14 protein-coding genes and 1 pseudogene are annotated in these 17,964 nt (G+C 56.9%); 11 read left to right on the top strand and 4 right to left on the bottom strand.

Going from position 1 to position 17,964, the window contains the following annotated elements; translation table 11 throughout:
* Positions 1-8: 8 nt before the first annotated feature.
* Together BFG58_RS02510 and BFG58_RS02515 are read left to right on the top strand one after the other, a co-directional pair.
* Entirely contained in the window at positions 9-1,049 is a 1,041-nt protein-coding gene (locus BFG58_RS02510; protein WP_069719148.1) for an NADP-dependent oxidoreductase, read from the top strand.
* Between the two features lie 256 nt (positions 1,050-1,305).
* Entirely contained in the window at positions 1,306-1,974 is a 669-nt protein-coding gene (locus BFG58_RS02515) for a GntR family transcriptional regulator (RefSeq protein WP_044596524.1), read from the top strand.
* A gap of 120 nt (positions 1,975-2,094) precedes the next feature.
* Here the strand turns inward: BFG58_RS02515 and pqqU are convergent, their stop codons facing one another.
* Positions 2,095-4,209: a TonB-dependent receptor PqqU gene (gene pqqU, locus BFG58_RS02520; RefSeq protein ID WP_069719149.1), complete on the bottom strand. Its 2,115-nt coding sequence runs from the start codon at positions 4,207-4,209 to the stop codon at positions 2,095-2,097.
* A 242-nt stretch (positions 4,210-4,451) separates the two neighbouring features.
* On the opposite strand from pqqU, the gene BFG58_RS02525 reads away from it, so the two are divergent.
* Positions 4,452-5,513: a YncE family protein gene (locus tag BFG58_RS02525; RefSeq protein ID WP_069719150.1), complete on the top strand. Its 1,062-nt coding sequence runs from the start codon at positions 4,452-4,454 to the stop codon at positions 5,511-5,513.
* Between the two features lie 92 nt (positions 5,514-5,605).
* Here the strand turns inward: BFG58_RS02525 and ansP are convergent, their stop codons facing one another.
* The gene (gene ansP, locus BFG58_RS02530) at positions 5,606-7,102 is read right to left on the bottom strand and encodes an L-asparagine permease (protein WP_008501774.1); all 1,497 of its coding nucleotides are present in this window, start codon (positions 7,100-7,102) and stop codon (positions 5,606-5,608) included.
* 304 nt (positions 7,103-7,406) lie between these two features.
* Positions 7,407-8,321, bottom strand: coding sequence for a LysR family transcriptional regulator (locus BFG58_RS02535; RefSeq protein WP_048223405.1), 915 nt, complete (start codon positions 8,319-8,321; stop codon positions 7,407-7,409).
* Positions 8,322-8,429: 108 nt separating this feature from the next.
* Between BFG58_RS02535 and BFG58_RS02540 the strand changes: the two genes are divergently transcribed.
* The gene (locus tag BFG58_RS02540) at positions 8,430-8,828 is read left to right on the top strand and encodes a cupin domain-containing protein (protein ID WP_069719151.1); all 399 of its coding nucleotides are present in this window, start codon (positions 8,430-8,432) and stop codon (positions 8,826-8,828) included.
* Here the strand turns inward: BFG58_RS02540 and BFG58_RS02545 are convergent.
* Positions 8,825-10,360, bottom strand: coding sequence for a methyl-accepting chemotaxis protein (locus tag BFG58_RS02545; RefSeq protein ID WP_069719152.1), 1,536 nt, complete (start codon positions 10,358-10,360; stop codon positions 8,825-8,827). The genes BFG58_RS02540 and BFG58_RS02545 overlap by 4 nt on opposite strands.
* A 341-nt stretch (positions 10,361-10,701) precedes the next feature.
* Here BFG58_RS02545 and BFG58_RS02550 point away from each other — a divergent pair, with 341 nt between their 5' ends.
* From BFG58_RS02550 to BFG58_RS02585, 7 genes and pseudogenes are all read left to right on the top strand, one after another.
* Entirely contained in the window at positions 10,702-11,241 is a 540-nt protein-coding gene (locus BFG58_RS02550) for an AAA family ATPase (RefSeq protein ID WP_069719653.1), read from the top strand.
* A gap of 110 nt (positions 11,242-11,351) precedes the next feature.
* The gene (locus tag BFG58_RS02555; RefSeq protein WP_008501769.1) at positions 11,352-12,353 is read left to right on the top strand and encodes an LLM class flavin-dependent oxidoreductase; all 1,002 of its coding nucleotides are present in this window, start codon (positions 11,352-11,354) and stop codon (positions 12,351-12,353) included.
* Positions 12,350-13,471 (top strand): amidohydrolase, encoded by a 1,122-nt coding sequence (locus BFG58_RS02560; RefSeq protein WP_045908821.1) that lies wholly within the window; start codon positions 12,350-12,352, stop codon positions 13,469-13,471. Before BFG58_RS02555 ends, BFG58_RS02560 begins: the two co-directional genes overlap by 4 nt.
* A 16-nt stretch (positions 13,472-13,487) precedes the next feature.
* A pseudogene (locus BFG58_RS24260) lies at positions 13,488-15,751 on the top strand (NtaA/DmoA family FMN-dependent monooxygenase).
* Positions 15,752-15,760: 9 nt separating this feature from the next.
* Entirely contained in the window at positions 15,761-16,270 is a 510-nt protein-coding gene (locus tag BFG58_RS02575; protein WP_008501765.1) for a GNAT family N-acetyltransferase, read from the top strand.
* A 9-nt stretch (positions 16,271-16,279) separates the two neighbouring features.
* On the top strand, positions 16,280-17,206 hold the full coding sequence (locus tag BFG58_RS02580; RefSeq protein WP_023327573.1) for an amino acid ABC transporter permease: 927 nt from the start codon (positions 16,280-16,282) through the stop codon (positions 17,204-17,206).
* Entirely contained in the window at positions 17,190-17,963 is a 774-nt protein-coding gene (locus tag BFG58_RS02585; protein WP_048029837.1) for an amino acid ABC transporter ATP-binding protein, read from the top strand. Before BFG58_RS02580 ends, BFG58_RS02585 begins: the two co-directional genes overlap by 17 nt.
* Position 17,964: the final 1 nt, after the last annotated feature.

A 17,964-nucleotide genomic window follows, 5' to 3' on the forward strand; every position in this document is an offset into this window, starting at 1 on the left:
AGATCCTGATGAATCACTCTGTTTCGCATAACCGCCGCTGGGTGCTGGCCTCTCGTCCACAGGGCGCACCGGTCGCGGAAAATTTTCGTCTGGAAACGCAGCCTGTTCCGGAACCGGGTGCGGGGCAGCTTCTGCTTCGTACCGTCTGGCTGTCGCTGGATCCTTATATGCGAGGGCGCATGAGCGACGCGCCATCCTATTCACCGCCGGTTGAGATCGGTGCGGTGATGGTGGGGGGAACGGTCAGCCGCGTTGAGCAGTCAAACCATCCTGACTTCAAAGCCGGTGAATGGGTGCTGGGCTACAGCGGCTGGCAGGAGTATGAACTTTCGGACGGCAGCGGCCTGGTGAAGCTGGGCGACAATCCGTCTCATCCTTCCTGGTCGCTGGGCGTACTGGGCATGCCGGGCTTTACCGCCTATATGGGGCTGCTGGATATCGGGCAACCGAAAGCGGGTGAAACGCTGGTGGTGGCTGCGGCGACCGGTCCGGTTGGCGCGACAGTAGGGCAGATCGGCAAAATCAAAGGTTGCCGGGTGGTCGGCGTGGCCGGTGGCCCAGAGAAATGCCGTCATGCCGTTGAGGTTCTCGGCTTTGACCTGTGTCTGGATCACCATGCGGCGGATTTTGCCGACCAGCTGAAACACGCCTGTCCGAACGGTATTGATGTCTATTATGAAAACGTCGGCGGGAAAGTGTTTGATGCCGTGTTGCCCCTGCTGAACACCTCCGCGCGCGTGCCAGTGTGTGGCCTGGTGAGCGGCTATAACGCGACGGGCCTGCCTGACGGGCCGGACCGCCTGCCGCTCCTGATGGCGACCCTTCTCAAGAAACGCATTCGTATGCAGGGTTTTATTATCGGCCAGGATTATGGACACCGCATTCATGAGTTCCAGGAAGAGATGGGGCGCTGGGTGCAGGAGGGGAAAATCCACTATCGCGAACAGGTGACGGACGGGCTGGAAAATGCTCCCGAGGCGCTGATTGGCCTGCTGGAAGGACGAAACTTCGGCAAAGTCGTGATTCGCGTCGCGAGTGACAATAAATAAAGCGCACAATGGCGGGGTTTCCCGCCATATTTATTTGTGAAGATACGATATATTGTCTTTAATTACTGGACACGGTTTTTCGCGCCATCATCCCGGATGAGCCCGAAAACGATAAAAAAAATGATGTTTGCTTTTTTTTGCTGTTTTACGTACTTCCCACCACCAGGCATGACGATACAGGATATATCGTACCGGCGCCGTTTTATTAAAACTGGCGTTTAAAAATAGCATTAAGTTTTAGCTACAGGAATTCCACATGCTTGATTTGGATCACTTAGAAAAAGCCCAAAGGGTTAGCCTTACCATGCAGGTTGAACACAGTTTGAAAGGGGCGTTAATTACAGGCTCCCTCAAACCAGGAGCACGACTGATTACGAAAGAGATTGCTGATAAATTAGGCACCAGTATTACGCCGGTTCGCGAAGCGCTGCTGCGCCTGGTCTCCTCAGGCGCGCTTCACGCCACGCCAGCGCAGGCTTTTCTGGTCCCTGAGGTGACGCTGGAGCGTTATAACGAGATTAACGCCATCCGAAAACAGCTTGAGCCAATGGCGGTTGCCGCAGCATGCCAGAATATGTCAGACGGCAAGCTGGAGGCGTTGCGCAAAATGTCAGAGGCCTTCCATGAGGCCATGCGCAATGGAAACGTTCAGCAGGCCTTGCATGCGAATCGTGTCTTCAGGTTTACGCTTTATCAGTATGCGGAAATGCCGACGCTTAATGCTTTAATTGAACAGCTATGGGTCCGCATCGGCCCCTGTATGAACTATCTGCACCAGGAGCTTAGCGACATCAAAACGGCAACATATCACTATGACGAGCTTCTTTCAGCCCTTGAGCGGAGAGATGTGGAGGCCAGCCAAAAGGCGATTGATAAGTTGATTGATGAAGCGGATTCTCTTTTACAGCGACAATATTTTAACTGAGAGATTATTTATCAGAGCGACTATATACCGCCGCTAATTATTTATCTGGTGAATAACTCCTGATGGCTTATTGCCATCAGGAGGGTTATTTCATTTATAAAATAAACTTTTCTTTTTTGCTTACTCGAAGCGATAAGAGACCGACAGCCCGACGCCATAGTTACGGCCTGGTGCAGGCTCGTAATAACGACCGTTGGACTCGTTGACAATAACCGATCCCGCGTACTCTTTATCGAACAGGTTATCGACGCGGCCAAAGACGTCCATTCCCCAGTTGCCGTAGTTAAACTTATACCCGGTATTCAGCCCGACTACCGTATAAGACGGCGCTTTCGCGGTATTTTCGTCGTCGGCCATGATATCGCTCATGTAACGCACGTCCGTGCCCGCGTACCAGCCTTCTTCCGGCTGCCAGCCAAACGAAGCGAAGCCCATGTTGCGCGCAATCCCCGGCATACGGTTACCGTTACAGTCTGCGTCGCTGCAGACGTTAGTCCGGTAAGTGGCATCCAGATACGTCCACGCCATCTTCAGCTTCCAGTTATCCGCGAACTGCTGATCCAGGGAAACTTCCACACCCTGACGGCGGGTTTTACCGGCATTTTTATAGGTTGTGCGGCCGCCGGAACTGGAGTCCACCACGATCTCATCATCCGTATCGGTGCGGAACAACGCCGCCGTCAGCAGACCGTTGCCGATTCGGGTTTTGCTGCCCACTTCATACGTGTTATTCGTGGATGGCTTCAGGCCAATATTCAGACCGCCCTGATTATCGGCACGATAGGAGAGTTCGTTGATGGTTGGCGTTTCAAACCCACGCCCTGCGGCAGCGTAGAGGTTCCACCCGTCAGTCACCGCATACTTCACGGCGCCCGCCGGGAGCCATTTGTGATAGCTCGCCTCACCGCTGTCATCGCCGTTGCCCGGCGTAACGTAATGGTCATTGGAATCAAACCAGACCGAACTGTAGCGAACACCCGCATCGACAGAGAGTTTCTGCGTCAGCTGCCAACTGCTCTGCAGATAAGGATCGACGTTCCACATCAGGTTGCGTTCGTCGCGACGTTTATCGCCTTTGACGCCGTAGTCCGGCACCCCGTTGCTCATCACGAAGTTCTCATAGCCGCGACGATCTTCACTCAGGTTTTCGTAGTTCAGACCGGTGGTAAAGGTCACCGGCACCAGCAGCTCGCCGCGGTGCGTCCAGCGGGTATCCACGCCCTGATAGTGGCGTTGCATATCAATCACCCCGCCGGAGTGAGTGGCTTTTAGCTGCGGCTGATACGGAATCGACTGGTACTGCGTCATTTCACGCTCGCCGGCGTACATCATCACGCTCAGGTCGTCCTGGGTGCTGAGCTGGCGATCGTAGCGCAGACCGGCCTGGGTCTGCTTGATGGTCTTGCGGGTGTTGTACTGATCGCCGCGCGGCGACTGGCGCGGGTTGTCCCGCCACTCCTGATAATTCAGTCCACCCGGATCGTTGGCCTTCATGTCCACGCTGTTGAAGATCAGCGTCAGCTTGCTGACGTCATCAATGCGCACGCCCAGCTTCGCGTTGGCAAGATTCTTACGCGCGCCGCTGTGGTCGCGGTAGCCTTTGGTGGTGAAACGGGTGGTGGAAACGGTGTAATCCACATCGCCCGCGTGGGTGCCATCACCCATCGCGCCGGTGGCTTTCATGCCATAGCGCCAGGTACCGTAGCTGCCGTAATAGCTGCTCGCCTCAATGGTCGGCGGCTGCTGACCGGTCTGGGTGTTGATGTTAATCACGCCGCCGGAGGCGTTGCCGTACAGGGCAGAGAAGGGGCCGCGCAGCACTTCAACGCTCTCCACGCTGGAAAGATCGATGTTGGAGGTCTGACCCTGTCCGTCCGGCATGGTGGCTGGAATACCGTCGACGTACATACGGATACCGCGCACCCCAAAGGTTGAGCGAGCGCCAAATCCGCGCATCGACAGCTGGAGATCCTGGGCGTAGTTCTGACGGTTCTGGATTTGCAGTCCCGGGACGCTGCCAAGGGATTCAGACAGGTTGATGCGGGGTGCAGCCTGGCGCATATCATCGCCATTGACGACGCTGACCGCTGCCGGGGTATCGAGTTCCGATACGGTTTGCGGCGTGGCGCTGACGATCATGGTCTGTTCCTCTGCGCTCATGGCGGTGAGCGGCGCAAAAATAACAGGAACCAGCAGCAGCGGGAGAGAAGCCTTACGGGCAGAAATGATTTTCATGAATAAAACCGGTTGTGGTATGTAAACGAACCAAATGGAACATGTCCATACATGTTAAAGGTTTTGTAAATGTTTTGAAAACTATAACCGCACATTGCGTTAATGAAAGGCGAGAGGGGAAAGAAAAACTCCACATTCATCTGATTAATGATTACTATTCTCATTATCAAAAGGCAATGCCATGACGTTGTCTGCCGGAAGTGATGTCAGCCCAAACCCCACTTTTCAGAAAAGGAATTGTTATGTCTTTACGTCATCTGTGCTCGCCGCGTCTGAGCCTGTCACTGCTGTCTGCCACTTTACTGCTTGCCGGGACGTTCCAGGTGCATGCCGCCGAAGAGGTGCTGCGTAAAGCGGTGGGTAAAGGGGCGTATGAAATGGCCGTGAGCCAGCAGGAGAATGCGCTGTGGGTGGCGACCTCGCAAAGCCGTAAAACCGACAAGGGCGGGGTTGTTTACCGTCTTGATCCGGTCACGCTGGACGTGACGCAGGCGATCCATAGCGATCTCAAACCCTTTGGTGCCACCTTTGACAACGCGACCCAAACGCTGTGGTTCGGTAATACGATCAACGGCGCGGTAACCGCGATTGATGCAAAAACGGGTGACGTAAAAGGGCGACTGGTGCTGGATGGGCGTCAACGCAGCGAAACCGTCAAACCGCTGCAGCCGCGCCAACTGGTGGCGGATGACGCAAGCAACACGATTTACATCACCGGTGTCGGTAAAGAGAGCGTGATTTGGGTGGTGGATGGCGCCACGCTGAAGCTGAAAGAGACCATTGCCAATACCGGTACTTACAGCACTGGCCTGGCGCTGGATGCGCAGGCGAAACGTCTGTACACCACGAATGCGGACGGCGAGCTGTTAACCATTGATACGGCCACCAACAAAATCCTGAGCCGTAAAAAAGTGCAGGATGACGGGAAAGAGCACTTCTACCTGAACCTTAGCCTCGACACAGCCGGTCAGCGTGCGTTCCTGACCGATTCAAAACAGCCGGAAGTGCTGGTGGTGAGCCTGAAAGACGGCAGCGTGATCGAGAAAATCGCCGCGCCGGAATCCCTGGCGGTCCTGTTTAACCCGGCCCGCAATGAAGCCTACGTGACGCACCGTGAAGCCGGCAAGGTGAGCGTGATTGATGGGAAAACGTATAAGGTGACTAAAACGTTCGACACGCCGGTCTACCCGAACAGCCTGGCGCTCTCTGCGGATGGTAAAACCCTGTACGTGACGGTGAAACAAAAATCCACCCGCCAGCAGGAAGCCACCCAGCCTGACGACGTGATTCGTATCGCGCTGTAAGATGGGAATTGCCCGGTGGCGCTGCGCTTACCGGGCCTACAAAATAATGAAATGTAGGCCGGGTAAGGCGAAGCCGCCACCCGGCTTTTTTATTAACGCGAGGTTTCTTCCACCAACGGCGCGTCGTGTTTTTCATCGTCAGGATGAACCGGCGCGGTGCTGTGAATTTCATGAACGCGTTTACGCACGCCGAACCAGCCCGCAATCAGCAGCACGGCCAGCAGTGGAATGGTCGCGATGGTGTAGGTGCCGTTCGGGTAGTCGAACGCCATCAGCACCAGCACGCTGAACAGGAAGAGCAGGGTGAGCCAGGACGTTACCGGCGCACCAGGCAGCTTGAAGCTGACGTCAGCGGCTTTGCCTTCTTTAATCGCCTTGCGCAGACGCATCTGGCAGACCACGATAAAGCCCCAGGATGCGATAATCCCGAGTGCAGCCACGTTCAGAACGATTTCGAACACCTGTGACGGGACGAGGTAGTTCAGGAACACGCCGAAGACATAGACCACCAGCGTCGCCAGAATACCGGCGTACGGCACATGCTGCTTGCTCATCTTGGACATGAACTTCGGTGCAGAACCGCCCATCGACATGGAGCGCAGGATACGACCGGTCGAGTAGAGGCCGGAGTTCAGGCTTGAGAGCGCCGCCGTCAGCACCACGATGTTCATGATGCTGCCCACGTAAGGCACGCCCAGCTTAGAGAAGAAGGTCACGAACGGACTCTGGCCCGCCTGGTAGGCGTTCCACGGCAGCAGCAGCACCAGCAGCACCACGGAACCGACGTAGAAGAGACCGATACGCCAGATCACGCTGTTGATGGCTTTTGGCACCATCGTCTGCGGATCTTTACATTCACCTGCTGCGGTACCCACCAGCTCGATGGAGGCGAAGGCGAACACGACGCCCTGAACCAGAACCAGCGCAGGCAGCAGACCGTGCGGGAAGAATCCGCCGTTATCGGTTATCAGGTGGAAGCCGGTGGCATTGCCATCCAGCGGCTTACCGCTGCCGAGGAAGACGGTACCCACGACCAGGAACACCACGATGGCCAGCACTTTTACCAGCGCAAACCAGAACTCCATCTCCGCGAACCACTTCACGCCGATCATGTTCATGGTGCCGACAATCGCCAGCGCGCCAAGCGCAAAGACCCACTGCGGCACATCGCCAAACGCGCCCCAGTAGTGCATATACAGCGCCACGGCGGTGATATCGACGATACCGGTCATCGCCCAGTTGACGAAGTACATCCAGCCCGCGACGTAAGCGGCTTTTTCACCGAGGAATTCACGGGCGTAAGAGACGAAGCTGCCGCTGGAAGGGCGATGCAGTACCAGTTCGCCCAGTGCACGAAGAATGAAGAAAGAGAAGATCCCGCACACCAGATAGACCAGGGCGAGAGCCGGGCCAGCCATCTGCAGGCGTGCACCAGCACCTAAAAACAGACCCGTTCCGATAGCGCCGCCGATGGCGATCATTTGAACCTGACGGTTGCCCATCGCTTTGTGGTAGCCCTCTTCATGGGAGTTCAACCAGCGACGTTTAGCAGCATGATGATCGGCTGCGCTTTTATTGCTTGTTTTCATTGAGTTACCTGTTTGCCTGTCTGAACCATTATCGTGATAGTCCTGCCTGGCAGAGCGCAATACAAACGATTGCTTCTGCGCAAACACATGTCGCCTCCCCAGTCATTCTGCGTATGGATAAGGCGAAACATGGCGAGGCATCCTACCTGCAATTCATAAGCGACGCAAAATATAACCGTGCCGAAAGTGATGCACGTCGAAGGAAATCGTGTGGTCAGAGCAGACGGGGATCACAACACGCTGAAACGTGATGAGTTTTTAGTCAAAACAATGGTGGGGTTGATTATTTAATCATCAGATTCTCTTAATTATTACCAGATGGTATAAATTTTTGCTGCTGCAGGGCATCCAGAAGTAACCTGAACGCGGTTGTGTGCTGCCGACGGCTCGGATAATAGAGGTGATATCCTTCAAACGTGGGGCACCACGATTCAAGAACCCTGACCAGCCGTCCCTGATTCAGAGCGTCCAGAACCGAGGACTCGGGCACGTAGGCTAATCCGAGACCATTCTCCGCGGCGTCGATACGCTGCGACAGGTTATTCAGCGTAAGCTGTCCGTCAACCCGCACGCGAAGCTCGCGCCCGTCGCGCTCAAATTCCCAGTCATACAATCCCCCTCGGGTGGGCAGGCGGAGATTGATACAGCGGTGTTCACCCAGCTGCTCCGGCACGAGCGGCACGCCAAAACGAGCCAGGTAATCCGGCGAGCCGACGACCGCCATGCGCATGTCCGGCGCAATCCGCACCGCAATCATGTCTTTTGCCACCTGTTCACCCAGGCGAACCCCCGCGTCGAAGCGGCCATCTACGATATCTGTCAGGCCATTGTCGACCGTCACTTCGACGTTAATGTCAGGATACTGCAGCATAAAAGGCTTCAGTACCGGCCAGAGCACGGCGTCCATCGCGTGCTCGCCGGCGACGATGCGGATAGCGCCTGCGGGTTTGTCGCGGGTGCTGCGAAGCGCCGTGAGTTCCTGTTCGATCTCCAGCAGATGCGGGCTGAGGCGCGAAAAAAGCTGCTCACCCGCGGGTGTCGGAACCACGCTGCGGGTTGTGCGGGTTAACAGGCGAACGTCTAATCGCGCCTCAAGCTTGCGCATCGCATGGCTCAGTGCCGATTGCGAGACGCCCAGCTGCGCCGCTGCGCGCGTAAAGCTACGCTCGCGGGCCACCACCATAAAGGAGAGCAGATCGTTGAAATTATCTTTTAGCATCGCGGTTCTATTTATGAGTTTCAGTCATGTGTCCTATCTGATTATGCACCCTAATGCTCCCGAGTGCTTTGCGCTACTGTTAACGCAACAGTCAACGAGGAGCAAAAGATGAAAATTATCCGCAGCGGTTCAATACCTTCAGTACGAGGACCGGAAGCCTGGTTTACCGGGACTGTTCGCATTGACGCGCCCTTTCAGGCGACCGAACCTGCCAGCGTCGGTGGGGCAACCGTAACCTTTGAGCCGGGCGCGCGCACGGCCTGGCATACGCATCCCCTGGGACAAACGCTGATTGTGACGCAGGGGCGTGGCTGGTTACAGGAGTGGGGCAAAGAGGCGGAAATCCTGAATCAGGGCGATATCGCCTGGATCCCACCCGGCGTGAAGCACTGGCACGGCGCAAGCGCGCAAACGGCGATGACGCATCTCGCCATCGCCGAAGCGGTAAATGGCAGCCCGGTAACATGGCTGGAAAAAGTGACCGACGAGGAGTACCCGAACGGCTAACCGCCAAAAACGGCAATCGCCTGCTGCAGGCGCGTCGTCCGCTGCGTCAGGTGATTCGCGGCGTGAGTGACGTTATCCACCATCCCCGTATTGCTCTGGGTCATTGCGCCGATACGGGAGAGGGAGGCGTTAATCAGCGTCAGCGCCTGGGTTTGCTCCTGCGTGGCGAGGCCAATCTCCTTAATCAAGGTGGAAACCTGCAGAACATGGTCGATCATGACCGTCAGCTGTGATTCGGTTTGTACCACCTTCTCCACGCCAGCGTTGACGCTGGCGACGTTTTTCTCGATCAGCGCTTTGATCTCTTTCGCCGCCGTCGCGGAGTGCTGTGCAAGATTGCGCACCTCAGCCGCGACCACGGCAAAGCCGCGGCCGGCTTCACCGGCGCGTGCCGCTTCCACAGCGGCATTCAGCGCAAGAATATTGGTCTGGAAGGCAATACGATCGATAACGCTGATAATATCGACGATCTGGCCGTTATCCTGCGAAACGGACTGCATCATACCGATGGTCTCTTTCATCATCGCTTCGCCGCAGTGGGCGCTCTCGCGGGTGCGATCCGCCATCTGAATCGCCTCGTTTGCGGTTTCGGCCGTCTGCTTCACGGCGCTGGCGATCTCTTCCACCGCAGATGCGGTTTGCTGCAAGAAATCTGCGGTTTCCTCAGAGCGCGTCTGCAGCGCCGCACCTTCTTTCGCGACCTGCTGGCTGATGGTGCCAATACCGCTGATTTGCGCCCCGACATCATCAACCAGCGAGTTCAGGTTTAAACCAGACTGATTCACCAGGCGCATCATCAGCCCGATATCATCGATCCTGTCAAAATGGTAATAGTCCGTTTTACGTCCTGAAACCACGCGCTGCATCTGTTGAACGATGGATTTTACCGGCCGGGCGATCTGCGCATGAAGATAAAAGGACAGCGCAGAAAAAAGCAGCACCAGAGTGGTGGCCTGAACGAGACGATCGCGGAATAAATATACCGCCAGGCAGGAAAGTAACGCTGTCGCAGTAATACCAAGCTGAATTCGTTTTCCGGTACTGAGACATTTAAAGAGCGACAAAAAGGAAAATAAACCGCGCCTAACGAACAATCCTTTATAAAAACGGTACTGTTTTAATTCATTATTACGTACTTTTGCATACAGATTTTCACTGGCCGCGATCTCCTCCCGTGAGGGGATATTGCGCACCGAAATATAGCCGGTCAGGGATTCCCCCTGCCAGACCGGCGTCACGTTGGCACGCACCCAGTAGTGATCGCCATTATGACGACGATTCTTCACCAGCCCTGTCCAGGTCTCACCCTGCTGGAGGGTAAACCACATGTCGCCAAACGCTTCGGCAGGCATGTCGGGATGGCGGATGAGGTTATGCGGCTCACCCAGAAGATGCTCTTCTTTATATCCGCTGGCTTCTATAAAAGCGGAGTTAGCATAAGTTATATGACTTTTTGTATCGGTGGTGGACATTAACGTCGAACCAGCGTTAAGTAAATACTCGTTTTGTGTAACGGGGGTGTTACGCCTCATGAGTAACTCCATGATGTTGTGCAAGAATAAAAAATCCGGAAAGCGCTCCGGCAAGATAAAAGTGATTATTTTAATAACGATCTGCGCATATTCTCGCTGAAATTGAGATCCTCCGAAATACCCGGCATCCATTATTTTTAATCTGTTAATGTTGTCGAATGTAATAAAATTGAAAATATTTTAGTGGGTGTTATTTTGAATCGATTTAAATAAATGACATAAGCCAAACTGCAAGAGGGAGATCACCTCTCTGGAAAAATTGTCATGCTGAAATAGCGTTTCGTTAACAGAATGAAAACGCTATGATTTGGTCTCATTTTCGTGAATACAGGGAGGCTGAGGTGAAAATTAACGTCATAGGAACCAGCGGAAGTGGAAAAAGCACGCTGGCGAAGCAGATTGCGACCGCGCTGGCTATTCCCTGTATCGAGATGGACAGACTCTACTGGCGCTCTGACTGGCAGGGCACGCCGGACGACGAATTTCAGGCAAAGCTGGCGCAGGCGCTACAGGCTTCGCCAGACTGGGTACTTGACGGTAACTACAACCGCACGCGGCCTGTGAAATGGCGCGATGTCGATGTGGTGGTGTGGGTGGATTACGGGTTTTGCCGCACCCTCTGGCAGGCCGTCACGCGAGCAATAAAGCGGGCCTGGCATAAGCACGAGCTCTGGCCGGGAACGGGGAATAAAGAGAGTTTCCGGCGCGCGTTCTTCAGCAGAGAATCCATTATCATCTGGACGATGAAAACCTGGCGTAACAACCGTACGCGCTATGAAGCCGATCTGCAAAACCCGCAATATAGCCATATTCGCTTCGTCCGCATTACCCGTCGGGAGCAGGTGGAATCGCTGATTGCCTCCTTAAAGTCTTATTCTTAGCAGGGTTTTATATATCTGTTTTCCGGCAAACTAAATGTAAATTAATTGTTTCTCAGTGGTGAAATGCGCCTTTAATAATGTCGACATGTTAAGTCAAACGAGAACGCAACATGTCATGGCGAATCAGCATTCTGGATAAAAGCCCCATCGCTGAAAACGAAACGGCTGCCGATGCACTGGCGCGTACCCTGGCGCTGGCGCAGCAGGCAGAAAATCTGGGCTATCACCGCTTCTGGATTGCCGAACACCACAACACCCCACAGCTTGCCAGTCCTTCGCCGGAGCTGCTGATTGCCTGGATCCTCGGGCAAACCACGCGCATTCGCGTCGGGTCAGGCGGCGTAATGCTTCAGCACTACAGCCCCTATAAAGTCGCCGAGAACTTCAACGTGCTGGCCGCGCTGGCGCCTGGCCGCGTCGATCTCGGCGTCGGGAAAGCCCCCGGCGGATTACCGCTCTCAACCCGCGCGCTGCAGCAGGGCCTGAATCAACAGGAAAAGGGCAGCTTTGCCGAACAACTGGCCCAGCTCGACCGCTGGATCCGTCCTGAGCATCACGCTATTGAAGAGGCCGTCCGCGCCACGCCGCTGCCGCCGTTGCCTGCTGAGGGTTTTCTGCTGGGCGCGAGTACCGAAAGCGCGCTGCTCGCCGCCAGGCTCGACTGGCACTTTGTGTTTGCCGCACACCTGAACGGTGACCCGGACCTGCTGCGCGAGGTGGTATCGACCTGGCGCGAGAACAGCGCGCGTGACGTGATAGTGGCGGTGCAGGCGATTGTCGCGCCGACGCAGGCTGAGGCAGACGCGCTGGCGCAGAAGGTCGAAGTGTGGGGCGTTGAGCTGGCAAACGGGCAGCGTGTCACCGTGGCCAGCGAAGAGCAGGCCTACGCGTTTGCACGCCAGGCGGGCAGTGAGCCGGTGCGCATTGCACGTCGCGCGCAGTCGCTGCTGGCGGGTACCGCTGAGTCGGTAGTGGAACAGCTCAACGCGCTGCATCAGCAGTGGGGCATTGACGAATTTATCATCGACACGCCGGTAGCGGAGGGGGCTACGCGCGTCGCGTCGCTGCGTCTGCTGGCCGGGGCGCGTCTTAACAAGGAGGTCACCGTATGAGTTTTGGCGAACAACTGATTGCCTGGCGCCGCGAACTGCACCAGAACCCGGAGCTGTCCGGTCAGGAGGTCGAAACCACCGCGCGCCTGCGCCAGTGGCTGACCAACGCCGGGATCACCCCACAGCCTTACGACCTGTCGACCGGGCTGGTGGCGGAAATCGGAACGGGCAGCAGGCTGGTTGCGCTGCGTGCCGACATTGACGCGCTGCCGATCGAGGAGCGCAGCGGCGTGCCGTTTAGCTCACAGCATGCAGGGGTGATGCACGCCTGTGGACACGATATTCACACCAGCGTCATCCTCGGCGCCGCGTTAAAGCTGAAAGAGCGGGAGGCCTCGCTTAACGGCCGGGTGCGTATCCTGTTTCAGCCTGCTGAAGAGAACTTTGGCGGTGCGAAGAGCATGGTGCGCGCCGGTGCCCTGCGCGATGTCAGCGCGATTTTCGGTATGCACAACGAGCCCGGCCTGCCAGTCGGTGAGTTCGCCACCCGCGGCGGGCCGTTCTACGCCAACGTTGACCGCTTCGTGATCCGCATTACCGGCAAAGGCGCGCACGCCGCACGTCCTCATGAAGGCAACGACGCGATTGTGCTGGCGAGCCAGTTGGTAACGGCGCTGCAAAGCGTCGCCAGTCGCAACGTCAACACGCTGGATTCGGTGGTGCTGAGCGTGACCCGCATTGCGGGCGGCAACACCTGGAACGTGCTGCCGGAAAGCGTCGAGCTGGAAGGCACGCTGCGAACCCATCGCACGGAAGTGCAGCAGAATGTGAAAGCCCGCGTGGGCGAAATCGCCGCCGGTTTTGCCAGCGCCTTCAGCGCGCAGATTGATATCACCTGGTATGCCGGGCCTACCGCGCTGGTGAATGACGAGCGCTGGGCTGATTTTGCCACCTCGGTCGCGCGTGAGGCCGGATATGAAACCCGGCACGCGGAACTGCATATGGGCGGGGAAGATTTTGCGGTCTATTTGCAGTCTGTTCCCGGCGCGTTTGTCAGCATTGGCAGCAACAGTCCGTTTGGTTTACATCACCCGGCCTTTAACCCGGATGAAGCACTGATTGAGCCCGCCGCCCGCTATTTTGCACAGCTTGCGGAAAAAGCCCTGCAACACGTTTAATTCAGGAGAGGTAAATATGTCTGCAACCCGACAACTGCGGCTGGGCACCATTCTGCATGGTGCATCCGGGAATATGTCCGCCTGGCGCCATCCTGCAGCGATCGCCGACGCCAGTATTAATTTCGACTTTGTGAAAGCGACGGCGTTAAAGGCCGAGGAAGGGAAGCTCGATTTTCTCTTTGTGGCCGATGGCCTCTATATTAACGAGAAATCTATCCCCCATTTTCTGAATCGTTTTGAACCGTTAACCGTGCTTTCCGCACTGGCCAGCATCACCTCGCGCCTGGGGCTGGTGGGAACCTTATCCACCTCTTACAGCGAGCCCTTCACCACGGCGCGCCAGTTCGCGAGCCTCGATCACCTGAGCAACGGCCGCGCGGGCTGGAACGTGGTGACCTCGCCGCTGGAAGGGTCGGCCAAGAACTTTTCCCGCGAAAAACACCCCGAGCATGCGCTGCGCTACCGGATTGCGGATGAGTATCTCGACGTGGTGAAAGGGCTGTGGGATTCCTGGGAAGAGGACGCGTTTATTCGTAACAAAGAGAGCGGCCAGTTTTTTGACCCGGCGAAACTGCATACGCTCGATCACCACGGTGACTTCTTCCAGGTCGCCGGTCCGCTGAATATTGGCCGCACGCCGCAAGGTCGCCCGATTGTCTTTCAGGCCGGGGCGTCGGACGACGGGAAAAAGCTGGCGGCGAAACATGCCGACGCCATTTTCACCCACCACGAGACGCTCGATGAGGCAAAAGCCTTTTACCGCGACGTAAAACAGCAGCTGGAAACAAACGGCCGCCGCGCGTCGGATCTCCATATTTTCCAGGGCGTCAGCGTGATTGTGGGGAAAGATGCCGATGATGTGGAAAATCAGTACCAGACCACGGCGGCGCTGGTGTCGATTAATGACGCCCTCAATTACCTCGGGCGTTATTTTGAACATCACGATTTCAGCCAGTATCCGCTCGACGAGCCGTTCCCGGATATCGGCGACTTAGGCAAAAACAGCTTCCGCAGCACCACCGATGAAATCAAGCGTAACGCTCGCGAACGCAACTTAACCCTGCGTCAGGTGGCGCTGGAGGCCGCTTCGCCGCGCCCGCGCTTTTCCGGCACGCCGGAGGAGGTGGCAGACGGTCTTCAGGCCTGGTTTGAAGGCTATGCCGCAGACGGCTTCATTATTCAGGGCGGCACGCCGGACACCTTCCCGCGCTTTGTTGACCAGGTGGTGCCCATTCTTCAGGCCCGCGGCCTGTTCCGTACCGACTACCCGGGCACCACGCTGCGTGAAAGCCTTGGCTTAGACCAACCGAAAAACCAGTACACACAACAATAAAAGAGAACCCCGCTATGCAGAAATCATCGCTTATTCTGGCGCTCACGCTGGCCTTTACCCCTGCCGTCTGGGCAGAGAATGTGAATATTAACGGCACCGGTGTGAGCATCGAGGCCAATAAAACCCCGATTAACACCGCGAAAAATAGCGAGGCGGTAGCGCAGCTGCCGAAAGACTATCGCTTTGCCGTGCCGGGGAAATTTACCGTTGCGGTGGCGGGACTCAATCAGCCGCCGCTGACGGTCTTCTCCGACGACAACAAAACGCTGCTGGGAAGCGAAGTTGACGTCGCGCGTCTGGTCGCCGACAGCCTCGGGCTGGAGCTCAACGTGGTGCCCACCTCCTGGGAGGACTGGCCGCTGGGCGTGGCGTCCGGGAAATACGATGCCGCCATCAGCAACATCACCGTCACTAAAGAGCGCAAACAGAAGTTTGATTTTGCTACCTATCGTAAGGATTCCCTCGGCTTTTACGTGAAATCCACCAGCCCGATTACGTCGCTGCAGAAGGCGGAAGACATCGCCGGGCTGAAGATTATCGTCGGCTCCGGCACCAACCAGGAGGCCATCCTGCTGGCATGGAATGCCGAAAACCTGAAGAAGGGGCTGAAGCCCTTTACCCCGATCTACACCAAAGACGATGCGGCCCAAACCCTGGCGCTGCAGTCCGGCCGCGCGGATGCCTACTTTGGCCCGAACGTGATTGGCGCATGGAAAGCGGCGCTGAACGGGAAAACCAAACTGGTGGGCAGCGTCGACGGCGGCTGGCCGAAGGCGGCACACATCGCGGTGACGCTGAAAAAAGGCAGCGGACTGGTTGAGCCGGTGCAAACCGCGCTGAACGGTGTCATCAAAAACGGCGATTACGACAAAGTGCTGAACCGCTGGGGAGAAGGGGTTGAGCGCATTCCTCAGTCCGAAGTGAACCCGGCTGGCCTGGGCGATTAAGGAGGCGTAATGAGCGAACGATTTCGTGATGTATCACCGGAAGATGCCGAACTTCAGCCCATTATCGAGGGGCTGTTCGGTGAATATGCGGCCCGCTACGGGGACTACTTCTCTAAAGACGCGGAAGTGGAGCTCACCGAGTGGTATCTGGCGCCGCAGGGGCTGTTTATCGTCCTGGAGCGCGACGGGAAGATTATTGCTACCGGCGCGTACAAACCGTTCGACGAACGCACCGCGGAAATCAAACGTATCTGGACGGACAAAACCCTGCGTCAGCAGGGGCTTGCCGGGCGCGTGGTGCAGGAGCTGGAGCGCAGGGCGGTGCTGGCAGGCTATAGCCAAATCTACCTGACAACCGGCTTTCGTCAGCCGGAAGCGGTCAGGCTCTATCTTAGCCAGGGCTATCAGCCGCAGTTCGATCTGAACCGCGATCCGGAAGAGTATAGCCAGCCGCCGTTTGACGGTCGGCTGCGTTTCACCAAAACGCTGGTACGTGAAGCGTTCAGTAAAACCGCATGAGGAACGACGATGAGCAACGTTGAAACCATTAAGGTGGTCCCGGCGCGTTATCCGCTGCGGGCCGTCGGCGCCGCGGTGGCGCTGTTTGTCCTTGCGGTCGTGATTCAGTCCGTAGCCTTTAACCCGCGCTGGGAGTGGGCGGTGTTCGCCCGCTGGTTCTTCGACCCGGTGATCCTCGAAGGTGTCGGGCAGACCCTGCTGCTGACGCTGATCGGTACCGCGCTGAGCGTGGTGTTTGGCGGCATGCTGGCGCTGGCGAGACTCTCGTCATCCTGGCTGCTGAGCAGCCTGGCGTGGGCGTACATCTGGCTGTTTCGGTCGCTGCCGCTGATCGTCGTGCTGATTATCCTGTACAACTTTTCCTATCTCTACGACACGCTCTCGCTCGGCGTGCCGTTTACCGGTATTACCTGGGGCAGTTTTGAAACCATCAACGTGCTGGGGCAGTTCTCTACCGCCGTGGTGGGGCTAACGCTGGTGCAGAGCGCCTATACCGCCGAGATCATTCGCGGTGGTTTCCTCGGGGTCGATCACGGGCAGTATGAGGCCGCCGCCGCGCTCGGTCTGCCGGCCTGGCGCCGCACGGTGCGCATCATTTTGCCTCAGGCGCTGCGTACCATTCTGCCGTCGGGATTCAATGAAATCATCAGCCTCGCCAAGGGGACGGCGATGGTGTACGTCCTGGCGATGCCGGAGCTGTTTTATACCATCCAGATGATCTACAACCGCACGCAGGAGGTGATCCCGCTGCTGATGGTTGGTGCCGCCTGGTACCTGGCGATCACCACCGTCCTGTCCGCTATCCAGTACGGTGTTGAACGCGCACTTGCCCGCAGCGAACGCCGCTCTGCGGTTAATCAGAACCGTGCCGCCCGTCGTACCCGTTCTGTCACCACCACGCCAGCACAGGAGCCTATCCATGCAAGCCTCTCCTGAAGGACATATCTCGATTACCGGCGTCAGCAAATATTTTGGACGCCATAAGGCGCTCGACAACGTGTCGCTTGAGATCCCGCCGGGATCCGTGACGGTCATCCTCGGGCCGTCCGGGTCGGGAAAATCGACGCTGCTGCGTACCATTAACCACCTGGAACGCGTCGACGAAGGCTTTATTCAGATTGACGGGGACTACATTGGCTACCGTCGCCAGGGCGACAAGCTCTACGAGCTGAAGGAGAAAGAGATCCTCAAACAGCGCGTCAACGTGGGCTATGTGTTTCAGAACTTCAATCTCTTTCCCCATCTCACGGTGCTGGAAAACCTGATTGAGGCACCCATCGCGCATAAAAAGCTCAGCAAAAGAGAGGCGGTGGAAAGAGCGTACAGCCTGCTGGACGTGGTCGGGCTGCGGGACAAAGCCGATGCCTGGTCTCGCCATCTCTCCGGCGGCCAGCAGCAACGCATTGCGATTGCCCGCGCGCTGGCGTTACGTCCCCGCGTGATGCTGTTTGATGAACCTACCTCGGCGCTGGATCCGGAGCTGGTAGGGGAAGTGCTGGACGTAATCAAAAAACTGGCCCGGTCCGGCACTACGCTGGTGGTGGTCACTCACGAGATCGGCTTTGCCCGGGAAGTGGCGGATCAGGTGGTGTTTATGGTCGATGGAAAAATCGTGGAACAGGGCAGCAGCGACGCGGTATTGAACCGCCCGTCGCACGCGCGAACGCGCCAGTTCCTGTCAAAAGTGCTGTAAG

This window comes from Enterobacter sp. ku-bf2, assembly GCF_001742765.1.
GTDB lineage: Bacteria > Pseudomonadota > Gammaproteobacteria > Enterobacterales > Enterobacteriaceae > Enterobacter > Enterobacter quasiroggenkampii.